The sequence below is a fragment of the Luteitalea sp. genome (assembly GCF_022842525.1).
Lineage (GTDB): Bacteria > Acidobacteriota > Vicinamibacteria > Vicinamibacterales > Vicinamibacteraceae > Luteitalea.
On sequence record NZ_JALHPM010000061.1, the window covers coordinates 14,613 to 33,224 of the forward strand.

Sequence of the window (18,612 nt, forward strand, 5' to 3'; positions counted from 1 at the left end):
CTCACGCTCCCTGGGCGATGAGGCGCAGCAGATACTGGCCGTAGGAGTTCTTCCGCATCGGCGCCGCGATGCGGGCCACCTGCTCGGCGTCGATGTACCCCATGCGCCAGGCGATCTCTTCCACGCACGCCAGCATCAGGCCCTGGCGCTCCTCGATCGTCTGGACGAACTGCGACGCCTGGAGGAGGGACTCGTGCGTGCCGGTGTCCAGCCACGCGTAGCCACGCCCCAGCCGCTCCACGTGCAGGCGGCCCAGCGCGAGGTAGGCGCGGTTGACGTCAGTGATCTCCAACTCCCCCCGGGGCGACGGTGCCAGGCCGGCCGCGATGTCCAGCACCGCGTTGTCATAGAAGTACAGGCCGGTCACGGCCCAGTGCGAGCGCGGCTGCGCCGGTTTCTCCTCGAGGCTCAGCGCGCGGCCGTCGGCGTCGAAGTCGACGACGCCGTAGCGCTCGGGATCCCGCACTTCGTAGCCGAACACCGTGGCCCCCTCCGTGCGCGCGGCCGCGGCCTGCAGGGTCTCGGGCAGCCCGTGCCCGAAGAAGATGTTGTCGCCGAGCGCGAGCGCGACCTGGCGCGTGCCGACGAACTCACGGCCGATGATGAAGGCCTGCGCGAGTCCGTCGGGCGACGGCTGCTGCGCGTACGACAACTGCAGCCCCAGCTCCGACCCGTCGCCGAGCACCCGCTGGAAACTGTCCGTGTCCTGCGGCGTCGTGATGACCAGGATGTCGCGGATGCCGGCCAGCATCAGCGTCGCCAATGGGTAGTAGACCATCGGCTTGTTGTAGACGGGCACCAGTTGCTTGCAGATGCCTCGCGTGACGGGGTACAGGCGGGTGCCGGAGCCACCTGCGAGGATGATGCCGCTGCGTGAAGTCATGCGGAAGTCTCGTCCATGACGGAAACGTGATCGTTGATGAAGTCTTGTACGGCCATGGCGCGACTTTAGGCGTGGTGCTGGAGCATTAGCGCCGCCGAGTGAGCGCAGCGTGCGTCAGTTTGTCCAATGAAACGTGTGTGAAACGTCACGCGCGGCCTGTGGTACGTCGTTTGCTTAGGTTGAGGTAGACCGACGCATGGACATCCACTTCATTTCCTCGCTCACCCCTGATGATGAGGACCGGCTGGCGCCGGCCTTGCTCGAGGCACTCAAGCCCATGCTCGGTCTGATGCCGATTGCGTACACCATACGCATCCGGACGGCCAGCAACGCGGTGTATCAGCATACCCGAACCGAACTCGAACACCCCGAGGACGACGCCCTCGAGGTCGACGAACCACGCGCCACCGGCTGACCCGCCCGCAAGGGTCGGGTATGGTAGTGCCACGCCATGTCCGTACGTTCCGCTTTCTGTGTGGCCCTGCTGGCCCCGCTCCTGTGGGCCGCGCCCGCGTCGGCCGCCCGTCGTGACCTGCTGCTCGTCGTCAATCGTCAGGCGGCTGCCGACGGGACCGCGGTCGCCGACGCCTTCCGGCGCGCGCGCGACATCAGCGACGACTTCATCGTCACCATCGACGTCCCCCCCGGCGAGACCGTGTCGCGGCAGGACTACCTGGCGCGCGTCGAGCGCCCCATCGCCGCGTGGCTGCAGCGCCATGCCGCCCACGACGACATCACCTATATCGTCCTGACGCGCGGCGTGCCCCTGCGCGTCGCCGCGGACGCCGCCACCCGCGTCCCGCTCGGCAGCGTCGACTCGAACCTGGCCCTGTTGTATCGCAAGCTGACCGGTGCGGTCGTGGGCCCCGGCCCCCTGCCGAATCCGGCGTTCGTCGAGGCCCCGTCGGCGGCCGGCACGTGGCCGGCCTTCGATCGCGCGGCCCTCGATGTGTTCATCGTGACGCGCCTCGATGCCTTCACCACGGCCGAGGCGGTGGCCCTCGCGACGCGCTGCGGGCCGGCGCCGGACGCGCCGCGTGTCGTGCTGGACGGCCGCACGGCGGGGGACTCCCCCGAGCACCGCTGGTTCCCGCTGGCTGCCTCACGTCTGCGCGCCGCCGGCGGCGCGCAGACCATCGTCGACGTCGATCAGACGGCGGGCCTGGTCACGGGCGGCGCGCCGGCGATCGGCTATGTCGCCTGGGGGGCGGCGGACCCCGCGCAGCGCCTCCGCACGCCGTCGGTCCCGTTGGCGCCGGGGGCGGTGGGGGCCAGCCTGTCGAGCAGCGACGTCCGCACCTTCAAGGAGCCGCCGTCGGCCTGGCAGCCGGGCGCGTGGACGCAGCAGGAGCGGCGCTTCGAAGGGACGGCCGACTGGCTCGCCGGCGACCTGGTCCGCGCCGGCATCACGGGCTGGGGCGGCGCGGTGGCCGACCCCTACGTGGACGGCGTCGTTCGCCCCCACGTGCTGTTGCCGGCCTACCTGTCCGGCCTGTCGCTCGGTGAGGCCTACCTGCGTGCCACGAAGTATGTCGGGTGGCGGACGGTGATCCTGGGAGACCCGCTGTGCCGGCCCTTCGGGCGCGAGGCGGCGCCCACGACGTTCGCCCGCCACGAGGCGTCGGGCCTGACGCGGCCCTTCTTCGACCGATTGCTGGTGCAGGCGCGGCGTCAGGCCGCTCCGGGCACGACGGTCGAGTCGCTCGAGGTCTTGGCGTCGGCGCAGGCGCGGATGGCGCAGGGCGATCGCCAGGCCGGCGTGGCCCTCATGCGCGCGTGGCTGGCCGACCATCCGGGTGATCTGCCCGTCCGGCAATTGATGGCCCTATCGATCGACCCGGTCACCGAACGCGACGAGGCGATCGCGTCCTACCGCGCCGTGCTGGCGCTGCAGCCTGCCGATCTGGTGGCGTCCAACAACCTCGCCTACGCGCTGGCGACCGATCCTGCCGGGCGCGCCGAGGCGTTGACGCTGGCGCGACGCGTCTACGACCAGACGCGTGGGGAACCGACCGTGGCCGACACCTATGGCTGGGTCCTGTACCAGGCCGGTGACGTGGCCGAGGCGGCGCGGGTCCTGCGCGAGGCCGTGCGTCGGGCCCCGGGGTTGGTCGAGGCGCAGATCCACCTCGCGCTCGTGCTGTTGAAGAGCAACGAGCGGGTCGAGGCCCGCCAGGCCTGGGAGGCCGCGCAGAAGATCGCCCCGGACATCGCCGCCCGCCCCGAGGCCGCCCCGCTGGTCGAGGCGTTCGGCACGGGCGCGGCGGGTCCGGTTCCACGGTGAAGCGGGTCGTCCGGATTCTGCTGGCGTGCACGATCGCCCTGGCCGTGCTGAGCCTGCCGCTCGGTCCGTGGCTCGTGAGGGAATGGCCGCTGGATCAGCCCGAGGCCATCCTCGTGCTCGGGAGTCATGAAGCCGAGCGCCTGCCGTACGCCGCCCGCCTCGCCGCGCGATGGCCAGGGGCCCGGCTGCTGCTGACCGAACCCGTCGTGGCGACCCCGTACAACTGTCAGGACTGCGCACAGCGGGTGAGCCAGCTGGAGCGCCTGGGAGTGGTGCGGACGCGGGTGGCGGTGATGACGCCGCGCGTCCGGAACACGCGCGACGAACTGCAGGTCGCGCTCGGGTGGTCGCGCCGGCACGGGCTGGTCCGGGTGGTGGTCGTGACCTCGCCGTATCACACGCGCCGCGTGCAGGGGTGGCTGTCCGCGCTGGCCTGGCCTCACCCGGTGGGGGTGCGTGCGTGCGAGGTCGAGGGTGGCCTGGCGCGGGTGTGGTGGAGTCGCGACTACGATCGCCGATATACCGTGTACGAGGTGGCGGCCATGGCGGCCAACAGCTGGCGAGATGGCGTCAATCCGCGCCATTGGTTCGCCCCATCGGCGCCGCTCGTTGGAACGCTATAGTAATGAGTACGGATTCCGTCGCAAGGAGCAGCTGGTGGTCAAGCCGTCGATGAAGGGCGCAGCGCTGGGGTGCGTGATGCTGCTGCTGGCAGCGAGCGCAGGGTGCTCGAAGGATCCCGCCGTGGCCCGGCAGGAGTACTTCGAGAGCGGCAATGCGTTGATGGCGGAGAAGAAGTACGCCGACGCCATCATTCAGTATCGGAACGCGCTCAAGGCCGACGCCAAGTTCGGCGAGGCGCGCCTGAAGCTGGCCGAGGCCTACGTCGAGACCGGCGACCAGCGGCGGGCCTTCCAGGAGTACATCCGCGCGGCCGACCTGCTGCCGGGCAGCGTCGAGGCCCAGCTCAAGGCGGGGAGCATCTACCTGGTCGCCGGAAAGTTCACCGACGCGAAGGCGCGGGCCGAGAAGGCCCTCCTGGCCGACCCAAAGAGCCTCGACGCCCAGATCCTGCTCGGCAACGCGACCGCCGGGCTCAAGGACATCGACGGCGCCCTGAAGGAGATGGAGGAGGCGGTGGCGCTCGCGCCGGGCGACAGCCGCGGGTACACGGCGCTTGGCGCGGTGCAGCTGGCCAAGGGGCAGTCAGCCGACGCCGAAAAGACCTTCCGCAAGGCGGTCGAGGTGCAGCCCAACGCGGTGCCGGCGCGCCTCGGCCTCGCCAACTTCCTGTGGGCCGCCAATCGCCGGCCGGAAGCGCTCGCCGAACTCGAAGCGGCGGTCAAGGTCGAACCGGCCAACAAGCTGGTCAACCGGGCACTGGCCACGTTCCACGTCGCGGCCGGCACGCCCGCCGCCGCCGAACCCTATCTCAAGGCGCTCGCCGCCGACCCGGCCGATACGATGGCCCGCCTCGGCCTCAGCGATTTCTACGTCCGGCTGGGGCGCAAGGATGACGCCAAGGCGCTGCTGACGAAGGCGGCCGGGGAGAAGGCAGGCTTTGCCGGCGCGCGGCTCCGACTCGCGAGCCTCGCCTACGACGACAAGAACCCCACCGAGGCCTACCGGCTCGTGGAGGAGGTCCTGACGGCCAACGCCAAGGACGTCGAGGCGCTCCTCGTTAAGACCCGCATGTTGCGGACCGACGACAAACCCCGAGAGGCCCTCGCTGCGGCGACCGCCGCCACGGCCGCCGCGCCCGAGTCGGTGGCCGCGCACTACGAGCGAGGGTTGGCCGAACTGGACCTGAGTCTGCTCGATGAAGGTATCAAGAGCCTCCGGGAGGCAGTCAGACTGAACCCCCGGGCCGCGGCCATCCACATGCAACTGGCCAACGCGCTGCTCCGCCAACGCCAGATCCCGGCGGCGCTCGCCGCCGCCGAGGACGGCCTGCGCAACGCCCCCGACGACCCGGCTGCTCGATCGATGGTGGCGCGGGCGCAGATGGCCGGCGGCAACCTGTCGGGCGCTGCGACGACGCTGGAGCCCCTGCAGAAGCAGTATCCGGAGGCCTCCATCGTGTGGAGCCAGCTCGGTGCGTTGCGCCTGATGCAGCGCGACGCGAAGGGCGCACGGGAGGCCTACGACCGCGCCCTGGCACTCCGGCCGACCAACCCCGAAGCGATCGCGGGACTTTCCATGCTCGACCTCTCGGAGCGCAAGCCCGAAGCGGCAATTGCGCGCGTCGAGCGCGTGCTGGCCAAGTCCCCCGACGACACGAGCTACCTGCTCACGGCGGCGCGTATCTACATGTCGCAGCGCGCCTTCGACAAGGCGGAGCAAGCCCTGCGCCGCGTCGTGAACGTCAACAGCACGAGTCTCGAGGCGTACGGCCTGCTCGGGCAGTTGTACGTGATGCAGAACAAGGCCGACCAGGCCCTCAAGGAGTACGAGATCCTGAGCAAGCAGCAGCCCAATGCGGTCGGCCCCCATACCGTGATCGCGATGCTGTTGCAGAGCATGAACCGGCTGGACGAGGCGCAGGCGCGCTACGAGCGCGTCATCGAGATCGACCGGCAGGCGCCGGTGGCGGCCAACAACCTCGCGTGGCTCTATGCCGAGCGTGGCGGCAACATCGACATCGCGCTGCAGTTGGCGCAGACGGCGCGTCGCAACCTGCCGAACGAACCGGCCGTGGCCGACACCCTGGGCTGGATCTACGTCAAGAAGCAGCAGTACGACCTGGCCATCCGGGAACTCGTCGACGCCGTGGCGAAGGACCCGGAGAACCCCGAGTACCAGTACCACCTGGGTGAGGCCTACGTCGGCAAGGGCGACATCCCGAAGGCGCGCGCCGCGCTGGAGAAGGCCGTCGCCCGTCCGTTCTCGGCAAGCGACGCGGCCCGAAAGGCCTTGAGCGCGCTGCCCGGGCAGGGAGCCTGACATGGGCGTCGCCGCGACCCTGCCGGCTCCCCGCCGCTCGTTCCGCACGGACGCGCGGCTGTGGCTGATCGGGATCGCGGTGGTCCTGCTGTACGCACCGACGGTGTCGTGGCTCTGGGACCGCTGGACCCTGAGCGTGTGGCACAACGCGCACGGGATGCTCATCCCCTTCGTGGTCGCCTACTTCGTGCGGGACGAACTCACCCGGTTCACGGGACCGGCAGAGGAGGGCAGTGCCTGGGGGTTCGCCTGGCTCGTGCCCGCGCTCCTCATGCACGTCTTCGACGGCGCGATGCACACCCAATTGCTGTCGGCGGCGTCCATCGTCGTCGCGGCCCCCGGCTTGTCCCTGCTCGTGCTCGGCCCGTCGCGGACCCGCGCGATTCTGTTCCCGCTGCTGTTCCTCGTCTTCATGCTGCCCGTGCCGCTCGGGGTCACCGAGCGGATCCATCTCGCGCTGCGGCATCTCACCGCCAGCGGGGTCGAACTCCTCGTGCCGCTCACGGGCATCCCGATGTTGCGTGACGGGCTGACGCTCGAGACCGTCGGCGCCCGGCTCTACGTCGCCGACGCCTGCAGCGGCTTCTCCACGCTGTACGCCTCGGTCACAGTCGCGTGCCTCACGGCGTACTTCTGCCCGGTGCCCTGGCGCAGGGCGGCCGTCCTGCTGCTCGCGGCCCCGATCGCCATCGGGGCCAACATCCTGCGGGTCTCGCTGCTCGTCCTGCTCGTGAAGTGGTATGGCAACGGCATCCTCGACACATGGATGCACGAGGGCTCGGGCATCCTCACGTTCCTGCTCGCGTTGCCGATCATCTTCTGGCTCGGCAGCCCGCCCCCGGCCCCGAAGGCGCCGACGAACCCGGAGCCGGCACCCGCCGTCGCGCCATGAGCATCCTGTCTGCCCGCTACGCCACGCCGACCCTCGTCGTGCTGGCCCTCGCGCTGGTGCCCACGGTCGTCAACGTCTATGTCGGGCGCACGGTGGTCGAAGGTCCGCCCCTCAGCGAGGCGTTGCCCAGCGTGCTCGCAGGGCAGACGTCGCAGCCGACGACGCGCAAGGCCACGACCATCCGCCGCGAGTTCGCGAGTGACGATTGGATCGAGCGCGTCTATGCCAGCGGCCTCGGCCCCGGCGTGAAGGTGCTCGCCGTGCGGTCGTACGACATGAAGCGGCTCTACCATCATCCGGAACTCGCCATCAGCGAGGCCAACTACGGCACGGCCGAAGTGCATGAGGTGCCAGCCGCCGGTGGACCGCTCGCTGTGCACGTGTTGCACGGCGAGAAGGGCGGCACGGCTGCGTACGCCCTGCTGTACAAGGGGCGGACCGTGTCCAACCCCTACCTGTTCCAGTTGCGGGTGGCCCCCGAGCTCCTGCTGCTCGGCCAGCGACCGCTGACGCTGGTGTTCGCCGAAGACGAGGCCGGCCGCGGCGATCAACCCGCAGCCGACGCCCCGGCGGTGCAGCGCGTCGTCGCGGCCATCGCCGCGCTGCGCGCGCCGGCGTCCTGACACCCCTCGCTTACGGTTCGTAGGCGCCGAGCGCGTGCGGTCCGGTCGTCGGTCGTCGCCGCCCGGCACGATCGACGGTCACTGCGGGCTGCGGCGGGCCGACCAGGGCCGTCCTCGTCGTGCCGAGCCGATAGTCGTCGCTCGAGGCGTTCACGAACGCTGACGCGTCGACCGCCGTGGCGTGGCCCTGCCACTCAGGCCCGGCCTTCGGCGCCAGGACGAGCAGATTGCGCAACTCGGGCCCCGCCGCGGCGTTCACCGCGCGGAGCGGCGTCCGCACCTCCCGACCGAACGTCACGTGCGCGAGTTGCAGGCGTGCCAGATCGTCTTCGTATCTGAACGCGGTGCGCACGTGGTGCACCACGGCATTGCGCACGGTCACTCGCGCGCCGGCGTCGCCGGGCCCGCGCAGGCGGAACGCGATGTCGCTGTGGTGCACGGTGACGCCATCGATCGTGGCATCCACCCGCTCTTTCAGGTTGAAGGCCGCCATGTTGGTGATCAGGCCGCCCTCGAACCCCCAGGCGTCGATGTCGCGCAGGTCGAGTCGGGCGCGGCGCCCGTCGCGAAGGGTCTTCGTGTCGACGGCATTCTCGCCAGGGACCACGCCCTTCGCGAAGCCGTTGACCGCCTCGGGCAGGGGCGCGAGCCAGATGCTGAGGCGTTCGAGGCGGACATCGGTCCAGCCCGGGGCCGTGCGACCGGGGTCGATCTGGACGCCGTCCCCCGAGAAGGTGTGAATCTCCGTGTCGCGGACGGTGAGGCGTTCGACGGCGCCGGCCACCAGACCGTGCGCGTCGGTCCGGCCCCGGGCGGCGTTCAGGCAGTGGTGGATGCGTGTGTGCTCGACCAGCACGTCCGCCGGGGCGGCCATGTCCACGCAGTCACGGGTCGAGCGTCGTATCTCCAGGTTCCGGAGCACGAGGCCCGTGGCCGCGCTGCTCACACGGACCGCGTCGTCGTCGCCGTAGGCGCCGTCGAGGACGAGTCCGTCCAGCACCACGTATGGGTGCGCCACCGTGGCGACGCGGCCGGGTACCTCGACCACGGGGCGGGCCTTCGGATCGGCGGCGCGGACGACCAGCGGGTGTTGCGCGGTGCCACCGCGCACGGTGCGGAGGGGTTCGGTGTAGCGTCCGCTCGCGAGCCGCACCTCGTCGCCGGCCTGCGCCACCGCGAGGGCGTCGCGGATCGACCCGTAAGGCGCAGCTGCCGAGCCGGTGCCCGAGCTCCCTGGGCGGACGTGCCAGACCTGCGGGCGTCCCTGCGACACGCGGGGAGGACCCATGGCGAACGCGACGAGACCGCCCGCCAGGGCCGCCGTGGCGATGGCCATGCGGGGCCCGATGTGTGGCACGCGGGTATGGTATCGCGCGTCATGCGAACACCGTAGAATGGAACCCGGAAGCCCCTGGCCCCATTGCAGAACCCATCGGCCACGCCGATGTTCTGAGGGTCTCCAGGGCGGGATCCCCCACCCGGACACGCGCACGCATGCACTTCAGTTCAGGCGAGATCAGGGCCTATGCCGCCTGGTCACGCGACCACAATCCGCTGCACGTCGATCCCGCCTTCGCCCGCGGGACCTTCTTCGGCACCGCCATCGTGCACGGCATGTGCTCGGTGGTCCACGCCCTGGCCGAGGCGCGCGTCGACGCGACCGCGGCCCGGACGGTCGAGATCGAGTTCCGCGGGGCCGTCACGCCGGACGTCACCTTCGTCACGTCCGCGGTGCGCGCGGGCGACGCCACGGTGGTGCGCGTGGCCGACCCGGCGGGGGCGGTCGTGCTCGAAGCGCGAGCCCTGCCGCGGACCTCGGATCCTCGCCTCGACACGCCGGCGTCATGGGCGACGCTCGTGCCGGCCGACGCGACGGTCCGTGCGACCCCGGCCGACCGTGCGCTCGACGAGATTGCGCGTCTCGACGAGATCGTCGGGCGCTACCGCACCGAGGGCCCCGTCGGCCCCGGTCTGGCGGACGCCTCGGTGGCGCCGCTGCACGCGCAGGTCTATGCCCTGGCGAGCTACCTCGTCGGGATGGATGTGCCCGGATTGCGGTCGCTGTTCACCCGCGCGTCGATCCAGTTCGGCGAGCAGACCGCGGCCGAGCCCGAGCTGCTCTATCGGGTGCGGGTCGAGCGCGTCGACCAGGCCTTTCGCCTCCTCGACACGCAGGTCGACATCGCCTCGGCGGATGGCCGACTGCTCGCCACCTGCGCGCTGCGCAGCTACGTCCGCTTCAGCCCGGTGGTCACCGACCTCGGCAGCCTGCAGGCGCACGTGCAGGCGCTGCCGCTGGCCGCCGGTACGGTGGCGCTGGTGGTCGGCGGCAGCCGCGGTCTCGGCGCCGATCTGGCCGCCGGGCTGGCGCTGGCCGGCGCGCACGTCTTCGTCAGCTACCAGCACGACGAGTCAGGAGCCACGACGCTCGCGGCCCGCATCGCCGCACTCGGCGGGCGGCTCGACCTCGTGCGCGGCGATGCCGCGGACGCGGAGTGGTGCACACGGACCGTCGCGTCGATCGTCGAGGGGCACGGTGGACTGGACGTGCTCGTGCTCAACGCCTGCGCACCGCCGACGCCGCTGGCCATCGGCCCGGGGGCGGGCACCGCGTTCCAGGCGTATCTGCACCAGAACTTCGCGCTCGTCGAGGCGCCGCTGGCCGCCGCCCTGCCGGCGCTGCAGGCCCGCGGCGGGCGCGTCGCCTACGTCTCCTCGTCGTACGTCGTGGAGCACCCGCCGCGCTTCGGGCACTACGTGGCGCTCAAGCAGGCTGGCGAAGCGCTCGTCACGACCGCCGTCCGGGAGACGTCGTCGCTTCAGGGCCTGATCCTGCGTCCGCCCCCGCTGCAGACGGCGTGGAACGACACGCCGACCGGCGCGGTGGGCACCATCGCCTCCGACCGGGTGGCCGTCGCATTCGCCCAGGCCGTGGGGACGACGGTGCCCGGGCAGACGCGCATGCTCGACGAGTTCCCGGCCCTGTCGCGGGTCACACCTGCCGCCGACCTGCGTCCACTGCCGCTGGCCATCGTCGCCAGTTTCACCGCCGACCCGATCGAGAAGAGTGTGGCGTTCTGGGGGCGTGAGCTCGGCGTCGCCCCCGAGCTGGCGTTCGCGCCCTACGGCCAGATCCTCCAGTCGCTGTTCGACCCTGGCAGCCGCCTCTCGACCAACGGCAGCGGTCTCAACGTCGTCCTCCTTCGCGTGCAGGACTGGTTACGCGAGCTGCCGCGCGACCGTCACGCGGACGTCACGTTCCTCCGTGAGCACCTCGAGGCGACGAGTCGCGACCTGGTGGACGCCATGCGTGGCCATCGGGCGAGGGCGCGCGCCGCGACCCTGCTGGTGCTGTGTCCGTCGGCCAGCGGCGTCGAGCCCGACGTGGCGGGTCTGCTCGACGCGACCGAGGAGGCGCTGCGGTCGGCGCTCGCCGGTGTGCCCGGGCTCCAGGTTACGCGGGCGGTCGACCTCCACGACGCGTATGCCGTGGATCCCGCCGCGACCGACGATCCGCTGCGCGACAAGATCGGTCACATCCCGTACACCGACGCCTACTTCCACGTGCTCGGCACGGTGGTGATGCGGCACGCCTGGCAGCGGGTCGCGGCGCCGCGCAAGGTCGTGGTGGTCGATTGCGACAACACGCTGTGGCGAGGCGTGGTCGGCGAGGTGGGCCCCGAAGGCCTCGAGTTCGGCGAGGAGCATCTCCGACTGCAGGACACGCTCGCCGAGTTGAGTCGCAACGGCGTCGTCATCTGCCTCTGTTCGAAGAACGTCGAAGACGACGTCTGGCGTGTCTTCGAGACGCGGCCGGACATGCGCCTGACGCGCGAGCACGTCGTGGCCGCGATGATCAACTGGCGGCGGAAGTCGGACAACCTCCGCGACCTCGCCGCCACGCTCAACCTCGGACTCGATGCCTTCGTCTTCCTCGACGACAACCCCGTGGAGTGCGGGGAAGTGCGCGCCGGGTGTCCGGAGGTGCTGACGCTGCAGTGGCCACACGACCCGGGCCAGGCGCTGCGGTTGCTGGCGCATCTCTGGGAACTCGACCTGCAGGGCGCGACGGCCGAGGATCGCAAGCGCACGCAGATGTACCGCGAGGAGTTCGGACGCCAGAGTCTGCGGCAGGGCGTCGGCAGCTTCCGCGACTTCCTCGCGAGCCTCGATCTCGTCGTGGCCGTGGAGCCGCTGACCGAGGCCGATCTGGCGCGGGCGTCGCAGCTCACGATGCGCACCAACCAGTTCAACTTCACGACCATCCGCCGTGACGAGAGCGAGGTGCGGGCGCTGCTCGAAACGGGCCGCCACGACATCAGGACCGTGCGTGTCCGGGATCGGTTCGGGGACTACGGCCTGGTCGGCCTGCTCATCGCGGAGCGCACCGACGGCGAGTTGCTCGCCGATACCTTCCTCATGAGCTGTCGTGTGCTCGGGCGCGGCGCCGAGCACCGCATGATGGCGGAGTTCGGCCGACTCGCCGAGGCCAGTGGGCTCCCGGTGGTGCGCCTCCGACTCGAGCCCACCAGGCGCAACGCCCCCGCCCGTCAGTTTCTCGAGACCCTGGCACCGGACGACCTGCGCGGGGGTGACGGCGTGCTCGACTTCACGATGCCCGCGTCCACGCTGGCCGTGCTCGAGTACCAGCCCGAGGACGCCGAGCCGGAGCTCGTCGCCGACGACGCGCCCGTGGTCGCGGCGACGGCCGTGGCCGACGAGGCCATCGGCGACCGGCAGCGCGCGCGCGAGGCGCAGATCGCCCGCGTCGCTGGCACCCTCGCGACGCAGGAGGGACTCGCGCGCGCCATCGACGGACATGGGCTCGCGGCTGCCGCACACGTCGAGACGTCCGTCTCGCGCGAGGACGTCACCAGGACGGTGCTCGAGGCGTTCGCGACCAGTCTCGACCGGCCGGCCGACGATGTGGCGCGGGTCGATGGACTCGAGGCGCTGGGGTGTACGTCCTTCCGCATCGTGGAGATCACCGTCCAGCTGATGCAGGTGTACCCCTGGCTGCCGAACACGCTGCTGTTCGAGCACCGCGCGGTGAGCGAGATCGTCGACCACATCGCGGAACTGGCCGAGCGCCGGGCGGCTGCCCCGAGGGGGGAGGGCCGCCTCGGCGAGGCGTCCGCCTCGTCCGCCGCGCGCGCCGCGACCGACCGCTCCCACGACATCGCCGTCGTCGGGATGGATCTGCGCTGCGCCGGCGCGCGATCGCCCGAGGAGTTGTGGGCGCTGCTGTCGGCCGGTGAGGTCGCCACGCGTCCGGTGCCGACGCGTCGGCGCTTCTTCTCGGCGCCGCTCGAGGATGCGCGTCCGCACTGGGCCGGGCTGCTCGACGACCTCGATCAGTTCGACGCCGGGTTCTTCGGCATCTCGCCGCGCGAAGCCGACCTGATGGACCCCCAGCTGCGCCTGTTCCTGCAGGTGGCGTGGGGGGCGCTCGAGGACGCCAACGCAGTGGTCGGCGGTGTCGAGCCGGAGACCGGTGTCTTCGCCGGCGTGATGTACGACGACTACGCGCACCACGCCAATCGGCTGACGCGCGCCGCAGCGTCGCCGTACAAGAGCTGGGAGAGCTTCAGTCTCGCCAACCGGCTCTCGAACGTGTTCGGGTTGCGTGGGCCGAGTCTCGTCGTCGACACGGCCTGCTCGTCGTCCGGGACGGCGCTGCATCTCGCGTGTCGCGCGCTGCGTGATGGCGACTGCCGTATGGCGGTGGTCGGAGGCGTGAACGTCATCCTGGACCCGGACCGCTTCGCGCAGCTCGGACGACTCGGCATCCTGTCGTCCACGGGCCGCTGTCTGGCCTTCGGCAAGGACGCGGACGGCACCGTCCTCGGCGAGGGCATTGGCGTGGTCGTCCTGCGTCCGTTGGCCGATGCCATCGCGAGGGGCGACCGGATCTACGGCGTGATCAAGGGCACCGGTGTCAGTACCGGCAGTGGCACGGTCGGATTCACCGCGCCCAACCCGCAGGCGCAGGCCGTGGCCATCCGCAAGGCCGTGGACGCCTCGGGCGTCGACCCGCGCACCATCTCGTACGTCGAGACGCATGGCACCGCCACGTTGCTGGGGGACCCGATCGAGGTCCGCGGTCTGACGCTCGGCTACGGGGTGGAAGAGGGCCGCGGACCGGTGCGCGCCAGCATCGGCTCGATCAAGCCCAACATCGGCCACCTCGAAGCCGGCGCCGCGGTGCTGAGCCTCATCAAGGTGCTGCTGCAACTGCACCACCGCACGTTGCTGCCGTCGGTGACGTCGGTCGAATCGAATCCGCAGATACCCTTTGGCCAGTTGCCCTTCACGGTTCAGCGAGAGCTGGCGCCGTGGACGACGACCGGTAGCGGGCCGCGCCGCGCGGCGCTGAGTTCGTTCGGTGTCGGTGGCGCCAACGTGCATGTGATTCTCGAGGAAGCGCCCGCGGCGGCACCTGCGGTCGCGACCACGGCCACCGCCTCGGATGCGGCGGCACCCGGCGCCCTCCTGGTGCCGCTCTCGGCACGCACCGATGCGTCGCTCCAGGCTCAGGCGGCCAATCTGGCGGAGTGGATCGCGGCCGAGTCCGGCCCTGCGCTCGCGGACATCGCCCACACCCTGGCGACCACCCGGCGCACGTTCGAGCAGCGCGCCGCCATCGTCGCGCACGACGTCGACGGCCTGCGGCAGTCCCTGCAGCGTCTCGCGCAAGGGGAGGCGGACGCCGCCACGGTGCGTGGGGCGGCTCACGCCGCGGCGCCTCGGGTCGCCTTCCTCTTCACGGGGCAGGGCGCGCAGTACGTCGGGATGGGGCGACAGCTCTACGCCTCGCAGCCCGTGTTCCGCGATGCCATCGATGCGTGCGCGGTGCACCTCGACCCCCTGCTCGGGGTCTCGCTCGTCGACGTGCTGCACGAGGTGGACGAGACTGACGCCGGCCGCATCGATCGGACCCGCTTCACGCAGCCGGCGCTGTTCGCGATCGAGTACGCGCTCGCTCGCCTGTGGCAGTCGTGGGGCGTGCAGCCCGCCGCGGTGGTCGGGCACAGCGTGGGCGAATTCGCCGCGATGTGCATCGCCGGCGGCATCACGCTGGGCGATGCGGCGCGCCTCATCGAGGCGCGTGGTCGCCTGATGCAGGCACTCCCGGCGGGTGGCGTGATGGTGTCGGTGTCGGCCCCCGAGGCGCGGGTGCGTGCGGCGATGGCGGGCGTCGAGGATCGTGTCGCCATTGCCGGCGTCAACAGCCCGCAGCAGACCGTCCTTTCGGGGGCGCGCGAGGCCGTCGACGAGATCGTCGTCGCGCTGACGGCCGCAGGTGTGCGCACGCGATCGCTCACCGTGTCACATGCCTTCCACTCGCCGCTGATGCGACCGATGATCGAGGCCTTCGAGGCCGTCGTCCGCAGCGTCGAGTTCCGGGTCCCGCAGATCCCCATCGTCAGTTGCGTCGAGGGTGACTTCGCCCCCGACGTCATGACGACGCCGGCGTACTGGACGCGGCAGGTGCTGGAGCCCGTACGCTTCCTGCAGGCGATGACGACGCTGCACGGGGCCGGGATCTCGGCGTACCTGGAGATCGGGCCGCAGCCGGTGCTGACCGGTCTCGGGCGCCAGTGCCTCTGCGCCGATGCGTCCGCCGCGCTGTGGCTGCCCTCGATCACGCGTGACGGCGACGAGCGCGCGACGCTGCTGACGAGCACGGCGCAACTGTGGGTGGGCGGTCTGCAGCCCGACTGGGACGGCATCGCCGCGCCGGCCAGGGGACGCGTGGCGTCGCTGCCGCACTACGCCTTCGACACCCGGGCGCATTGGGTGGCCCCCGCGGCGGACGGCCCGGCCGCCGCGCCAGTCAGCCAGCGCCTCGCGGATGTGGCCATCTACGGGGTCGAGTGGCGCGACATCGCCGTGCCGACGGCGACAGAGGCGTCGGGGACGTGGGTCGTGCTGGCGGCGACCGACGCCGAGAGCGAGGCGCTCGTCGCCGCGCTCCGCGACCGCGGCCAGGCCTGCATCGTCATTCCACCCGATCACCGCATCGACCGGGCGGGTCTGGAGGCGGTGCTGCGAGGGCAGGTCGTGCGGGGTGTCGTCCACTTGCGCGGGCTCGATGCCCCTGCGCCGGCCAGGGTCAGCGTGGCGACCCTCGAGGCCTGGCGGCGTGACGCCCTCGACAGCGCGCTGGCCGCGGCACAGGCCGTGGCCACCGTCGGCGGCGCCGTGCGCCTGTACGTGATGACCCGCGGTGCCGTGTCGGGTGGCGCAGACGACGCGCCGCTCTCGTTGCCGCAGGCGACCGAGTGGGGGCTGGGCCGGACGGTGGCGCTGGAGGTGCCCGGGCAGTGGGGAGGCCTCATCGACCTGTCGGCCACCATGACCGACGTCGAGCAGTCGATCGTCGTCGAGTGGTTGCTGGCGGGGAGTGTGGAGGACCAGGTCGCGGTGCGACAGGGTGGCCTGCGGGCGGCCCGGCTCGTGCGTCGGGGCCCACCGTCCCGTGGACGGTTCGCGTGTCACCGAGACGCCACGTACCTCGTCACGGGCGGCATGGGTGCGCTTGGCCTGCAGGTGGCCGAGTGGCTGGCTGACCGCGGGGCGCGACACCTCATGCTGGTCGGACGGCAGGTGCGCGACACGGCGGCTGTGGAGGCGTTGCGCGCCCGCGGCGTCTCGGTCACGCTCGCTGCCGCCAACGTCGCCGATGCGGCGCAGGTCGATGGCCTGCTGGCCAGAATCGGTGGCGGGGCCTTCCCGCTCAAGGGCATCGTTCATGCCGCTGGCGTCGACCTGCAGGTCGCGCTCGAGCAGGCCTCCCCGGAGGATCTGGCGCAGGCGCTCGACGCGAAGATGGCGGGAGCCTGGCTGCTGCACGATCGCACGCGGGCGCTGACGCTAGACTTGTTCGTCATGTTCTCGTCGCTCGCGTCGGTGCTTGGCGCGACCGGTCGTGCGCCCTACGCCGCGGCCAATGCGTTCCTCGACGCCTTGGCGATCGAGCGCCGCCGGCAGGGCCTCGTGGCGCTGACGGTGAACTGGGGGCCGTGGGCGGGAGTCGGCATGGCTGCCGAGGGCGGCACGGGCGACCACTTCGCCGCCATCGGCAATCACCTGATCGACCCCGCCGATGCGTGGCCCCTGCTCGAAGTCCTCCTCGGTGGGCGAGAGGCACAGGCCGTGGTGGCCGATCTGGACTGGACGCGCTTTGGTGCCGCGTATCAGGCGCGGCGCACCCGTCCGTTCATCGCAGCGATGACCGCGGCTGGAGATCGACCGGCCCCAGTCGCCACGGGCGCGCGGCTGTCGCCGGCCGACGTGGCCGACCAGGTGCGTGGCGAGGTCGCGCAGGTGCTCGGGTTCAAGACGGCTGCCGACGTGCCGCTCGATCGCGGCTTCTTCGAGATGGGCCTCGACTCGCTCAGCTCGGTGGAACTGGCCACGCGCCTGCAGCAGCGCTTCGGCGTGGATTGCCGCGGCTTCGTCTTCGACACGCCGACGGTCGGTCTGTTGGGCGAGAAACTGGCGCGGGACGTCGCGGCGCGCCAGGCGTCGGCCGACGGTGAGGCCGTGCCTGCGGACGGAACCTCGGCCTCGACGGTCGCGACGACCGCGAACGCCGTGGCGGCGATGCCCTCACCGCTGACGGTGTACACGCCCGACATGGACGAGGCCCTGTTCGCCTTCCATGCCGAGGCCTTCGGGGCGCGGCGCCGCGCCGACTGGGTGCGTCCGCGCTGGCGATGGATGTTCGACGCGTCGGCGCGCCGGCTGGGCCTCGAGCCGAAGGTGTGGCTCTATCGCGACGGCGAGCGCGTCGTCGGGCACAACGGGGCCTTGCCCGTCCGCCTGCAGGTGGGGGCGGCGACGCGCGACACGGCGTGGCTGGTCGAGACCAACGTGCTCGAGGCCTTCCGGGCCCGCGCCATCGGCCCGCAGCTGATGGATGCGGCTCACGATGCGCTGCCATTCGCCCTGTCGCTCGGGCAGACGGAGACGATGCGAGCCATCCTGCTGAAGATGGGATGGCAGCAGGTGGCGCCGCTGCAGACCGCGCAGTTGCTGCTGCGGCCCGAGAAGGTGCTGAAGGGCAAGTTGCCGCCAGGGGCGGCGCTCGGGGCCGGCCTGGGCATGCGTGCGCTGTCGTCGATCAAGCGGCTGGGGCAGTCGGCCCGTGCCGTGTCGCTGCACGACGTGGCGACCTACGGCGCAGAACACGACGCGTTATGGGCGTCGATGGCGCCGACGCTTGGCTGCGGGGTCGTGCGCGATGCGTCCTACCTGACCTGGAAGTACGTCGAGCAGCCGGGGCAGCAGTTCTTCCGCTTCGACGTGCGACAGGACGACCGGCTGATCGGCACGACGGTCTGGATGCTGCGCGAGGCGGACGAGGCGTATCGCTATCGGCGCGCGTTCCTGGTGGACCTGGTGGCACCGCTGGACCGGCCCGCCGATCTCGAGGCCATGGTGCAGGCCGGGTGTGCGCGCATGCGGGAGGAAGGGGCGGATGCCGTGCTCTGTCTGCATGTCGGCGGCCGGCTCACCGAGGCGCTCACGCGCAGCGGGTTCTCTCGGCGGGAGCCCGGTCGCGTCCTGCTCGTCTACCCCCGCGGCCTCTCCGAGGCGGAGGCCGCCATCGTGCTCGACGGACAGCAGTGGCTGCTGACGCAGGGCGATTCGGATATCGACCGCCCATGGTGACTGCTGCCGCGCAGGACCTGAGCTCCGCGGAGGAGCGCCCGGGCCAGGGCCGCCGCGTGCTGCTCGTGACCGCGCACTTTCCGCCCAACCGTCGGGCTGGCACCCATCGGCTGCTGCGCTTTGCGCGCAACCTGGATGCGCTCGGCTGGCGCGTCTCGGTGCTCACGCTCGAGCCCGACGCCTATCGCGACGGCGTGCCGCTCGACGACCAGCTGCTCAAGGAGGTCCCGCCGACCGTGACCGTCACGCGCACAGGCGTCCCGGGCCGGCGTGCCCCCGCGGCGCCGAAGGCAGCGGGCGCTCCGTC

General features: G+C 71.5%; 9 protein-coding genes and 1 pseudogene. 8 read left to right on the forward strand and 2 right to left on the reverse strand.

The window, feature by feature from the left end:
- Position 1: 1 nt before the first annotated feature.
- On the reverse strand, positions 2–883 hold the full coding sequence (rfbA, locus tag Q0C41_RS13905) for a glucose-1-phosphate thymidylyltransferase RfbA (RefSeq protein WP_291984387.1): 882 nt from the start codon (positions 881–883) through the stop codon (positions 2–4).
- 196 nt (positions 884–1,079) lie between these two features.
- Between rfbA and Q0C41_RS13910 the strand changes: the two genes are divergently transcribed.
- The 6 genes from Q0C41_RS13910 to Q0C41_RS13935 are packed head-to-tail and all read left to right on the forward strand — an operon-like array spanning position 1,080 to position 7,625.
- Positions 1,080–1,298, forward strand: a complete 219-nt coding sequence (locus tag Q0C41_RS13910; RefSeq protein ID WP_291984388.1) for a hypothetical protein — start codon at positions 1,080–1,082, stop codon at positions 1,296–1,298.
- A gap of 36 nt (positions 1,299–1,334) precedes the next feature.
- Positions 1,335–3,167 (forward strand): TIGR03790 family protein, encoded by a 1,833-nt coding sequence (locus tag Q0C41_RS13915; RefSeq protein ID WP_291984389.1) that lies wholly within the window; start codon positions 1,335–1,337, stop codon positions 3,165–3,167.
- The gene (locus Q0C41_RS13920) at positions 3,164–3,790 is read left to right on the forward strand and encodes a YdcF family protein (RefSeq protein ID WP_291984390.1); all 627 of its coding nucleotides are present in this window, start codon (positions 3,164–3,166) and stop codon (positions 3,788–3,790) included. Before Q0C41_RS13915 ends, Q0C41_RS13920 begins: the two co-directional genes overlap by 4 nt.
- Entirely contained in the window at positions 3,732–6,110 is a 2,379-nt protein-coding gene (locus tag Q0C41_RS13925; protein WP_291984391.1) for a tetratricopeptide repeat protein, read from the forward strand. The genes Q0C41_RS13920 and Q0C41_RS13925 overlap by 59 nt, the downstream gene beginning before the upstream one ends.
- 1 nt (position 6,111) lies before the next feature.
- Positions 6,112–7,002, forward strand: coding sequence for an exosortase/archaeosortase family protein (locus tag Q0C41_RS13930; protein WP_291984392.1), 891 nt, complete (start codon positions 6,112–6,114; stop codon positions 7,000–7,002).
- The gene (locus tag Q0C41_RS13935) at positions 6,999–7,625 is read left to right on the forward strand and encodes a hypothetical protein (RefSeq protein ID WP_291984393.1); all 627 of its coding nucleotides are present in this window, start codon (positions 6,999–7,001) and stop codon (positions 7,623–7,625) included. Before Q0C41_RS13930 ends, Q0C41_RS13935 begins: the two co-directional genes overlap by 4 nt.
- A gap of 10 nt (positions 7,626–7,635) precedes the next feature.
- Here Q0C41_RS13935 and Q0C41_RS13940 read toward each other — a convergent pair whose 3' ends face one another.
- On the reverse strand, positions 7,636–8,982 hold the full coding sequence (locus Q0C41_RS13940; RefSeq protein WP_291984394.1) for a hypothetical protein: 1,347 nt from the start codon (positions 8,980–8,982) through the stop codon (positions 7,636–7,638).
- On the opposite strand from Q0C41_RS13940, the gene Q0C41_RS13945 reads away from it, so the two are divergent.
- On the forward strand, positions 8,976–18,305 hold the full coding sequence (locus Q0C41_RS13945; protein WP_291984395.1) for a type I polyketide synthase: 9,330 nt from the start codon (positions 8,976–8,978) through the stop codon (positions 18,303–18,305). The two genes, Q0C41_RS13940 and Q0C41_RS13945, sit on opposite strands and share 7 nt — an antisense overlap.
- Positions 18,299–18,612, forward strand: a pseudogene (locus tag Q0C41_RS13950) (hypothetical protein); the annotation flags it as partial. The gene Q0C41_RS13945 and the pseudogene Q0C41_RS13950, both read left to right, overlap by 7 nt.

Coding starts and splice junctions, on each gene's coding strand:
- rfbA (WP_291984387.1), bottom strand. CDS start 883: ATGACTTCACGCAGCGGCATCATCCTCGCAGGTGGCTCCGGCACCCGC.
- Q0C41_RS13910 (WP_291984388.1), top strand. CDS start 1,080: ATGGACATCCACTTCATTTCCTCGCTCACCCCTGATGATGAGGACCGG.
- Q0C41_RS13915 (WP_291984389.1), top strand. CDS start 1,335: ATGTCCGTACGTTCCGCTTTCTGTGTGGCCCTGCTGGCCCCGCTCCTG.
- Q0C41_RS13925 (WP_291984391.1), top strand. CDS start 3,732: ATGGCGTCAATCCGCGCCATTGGTTCGCCCCATCGGCGCCGCTCGTTG.
- Q0C41_RS13930 (WP_291984392.1), top strand. CDS start 6,112: ATGGGCGTCGCCGCGACCCTGCCGGCTCCCCGCCGCTCGTTCCGCACG.
- Q0C41_RS13935 (WP_291984393.1), top strand. CDS start 6,999: ATGAGCATCCTGTCTGCCCGCTACGCCACGCCGACCCTCGTCGTGCTG.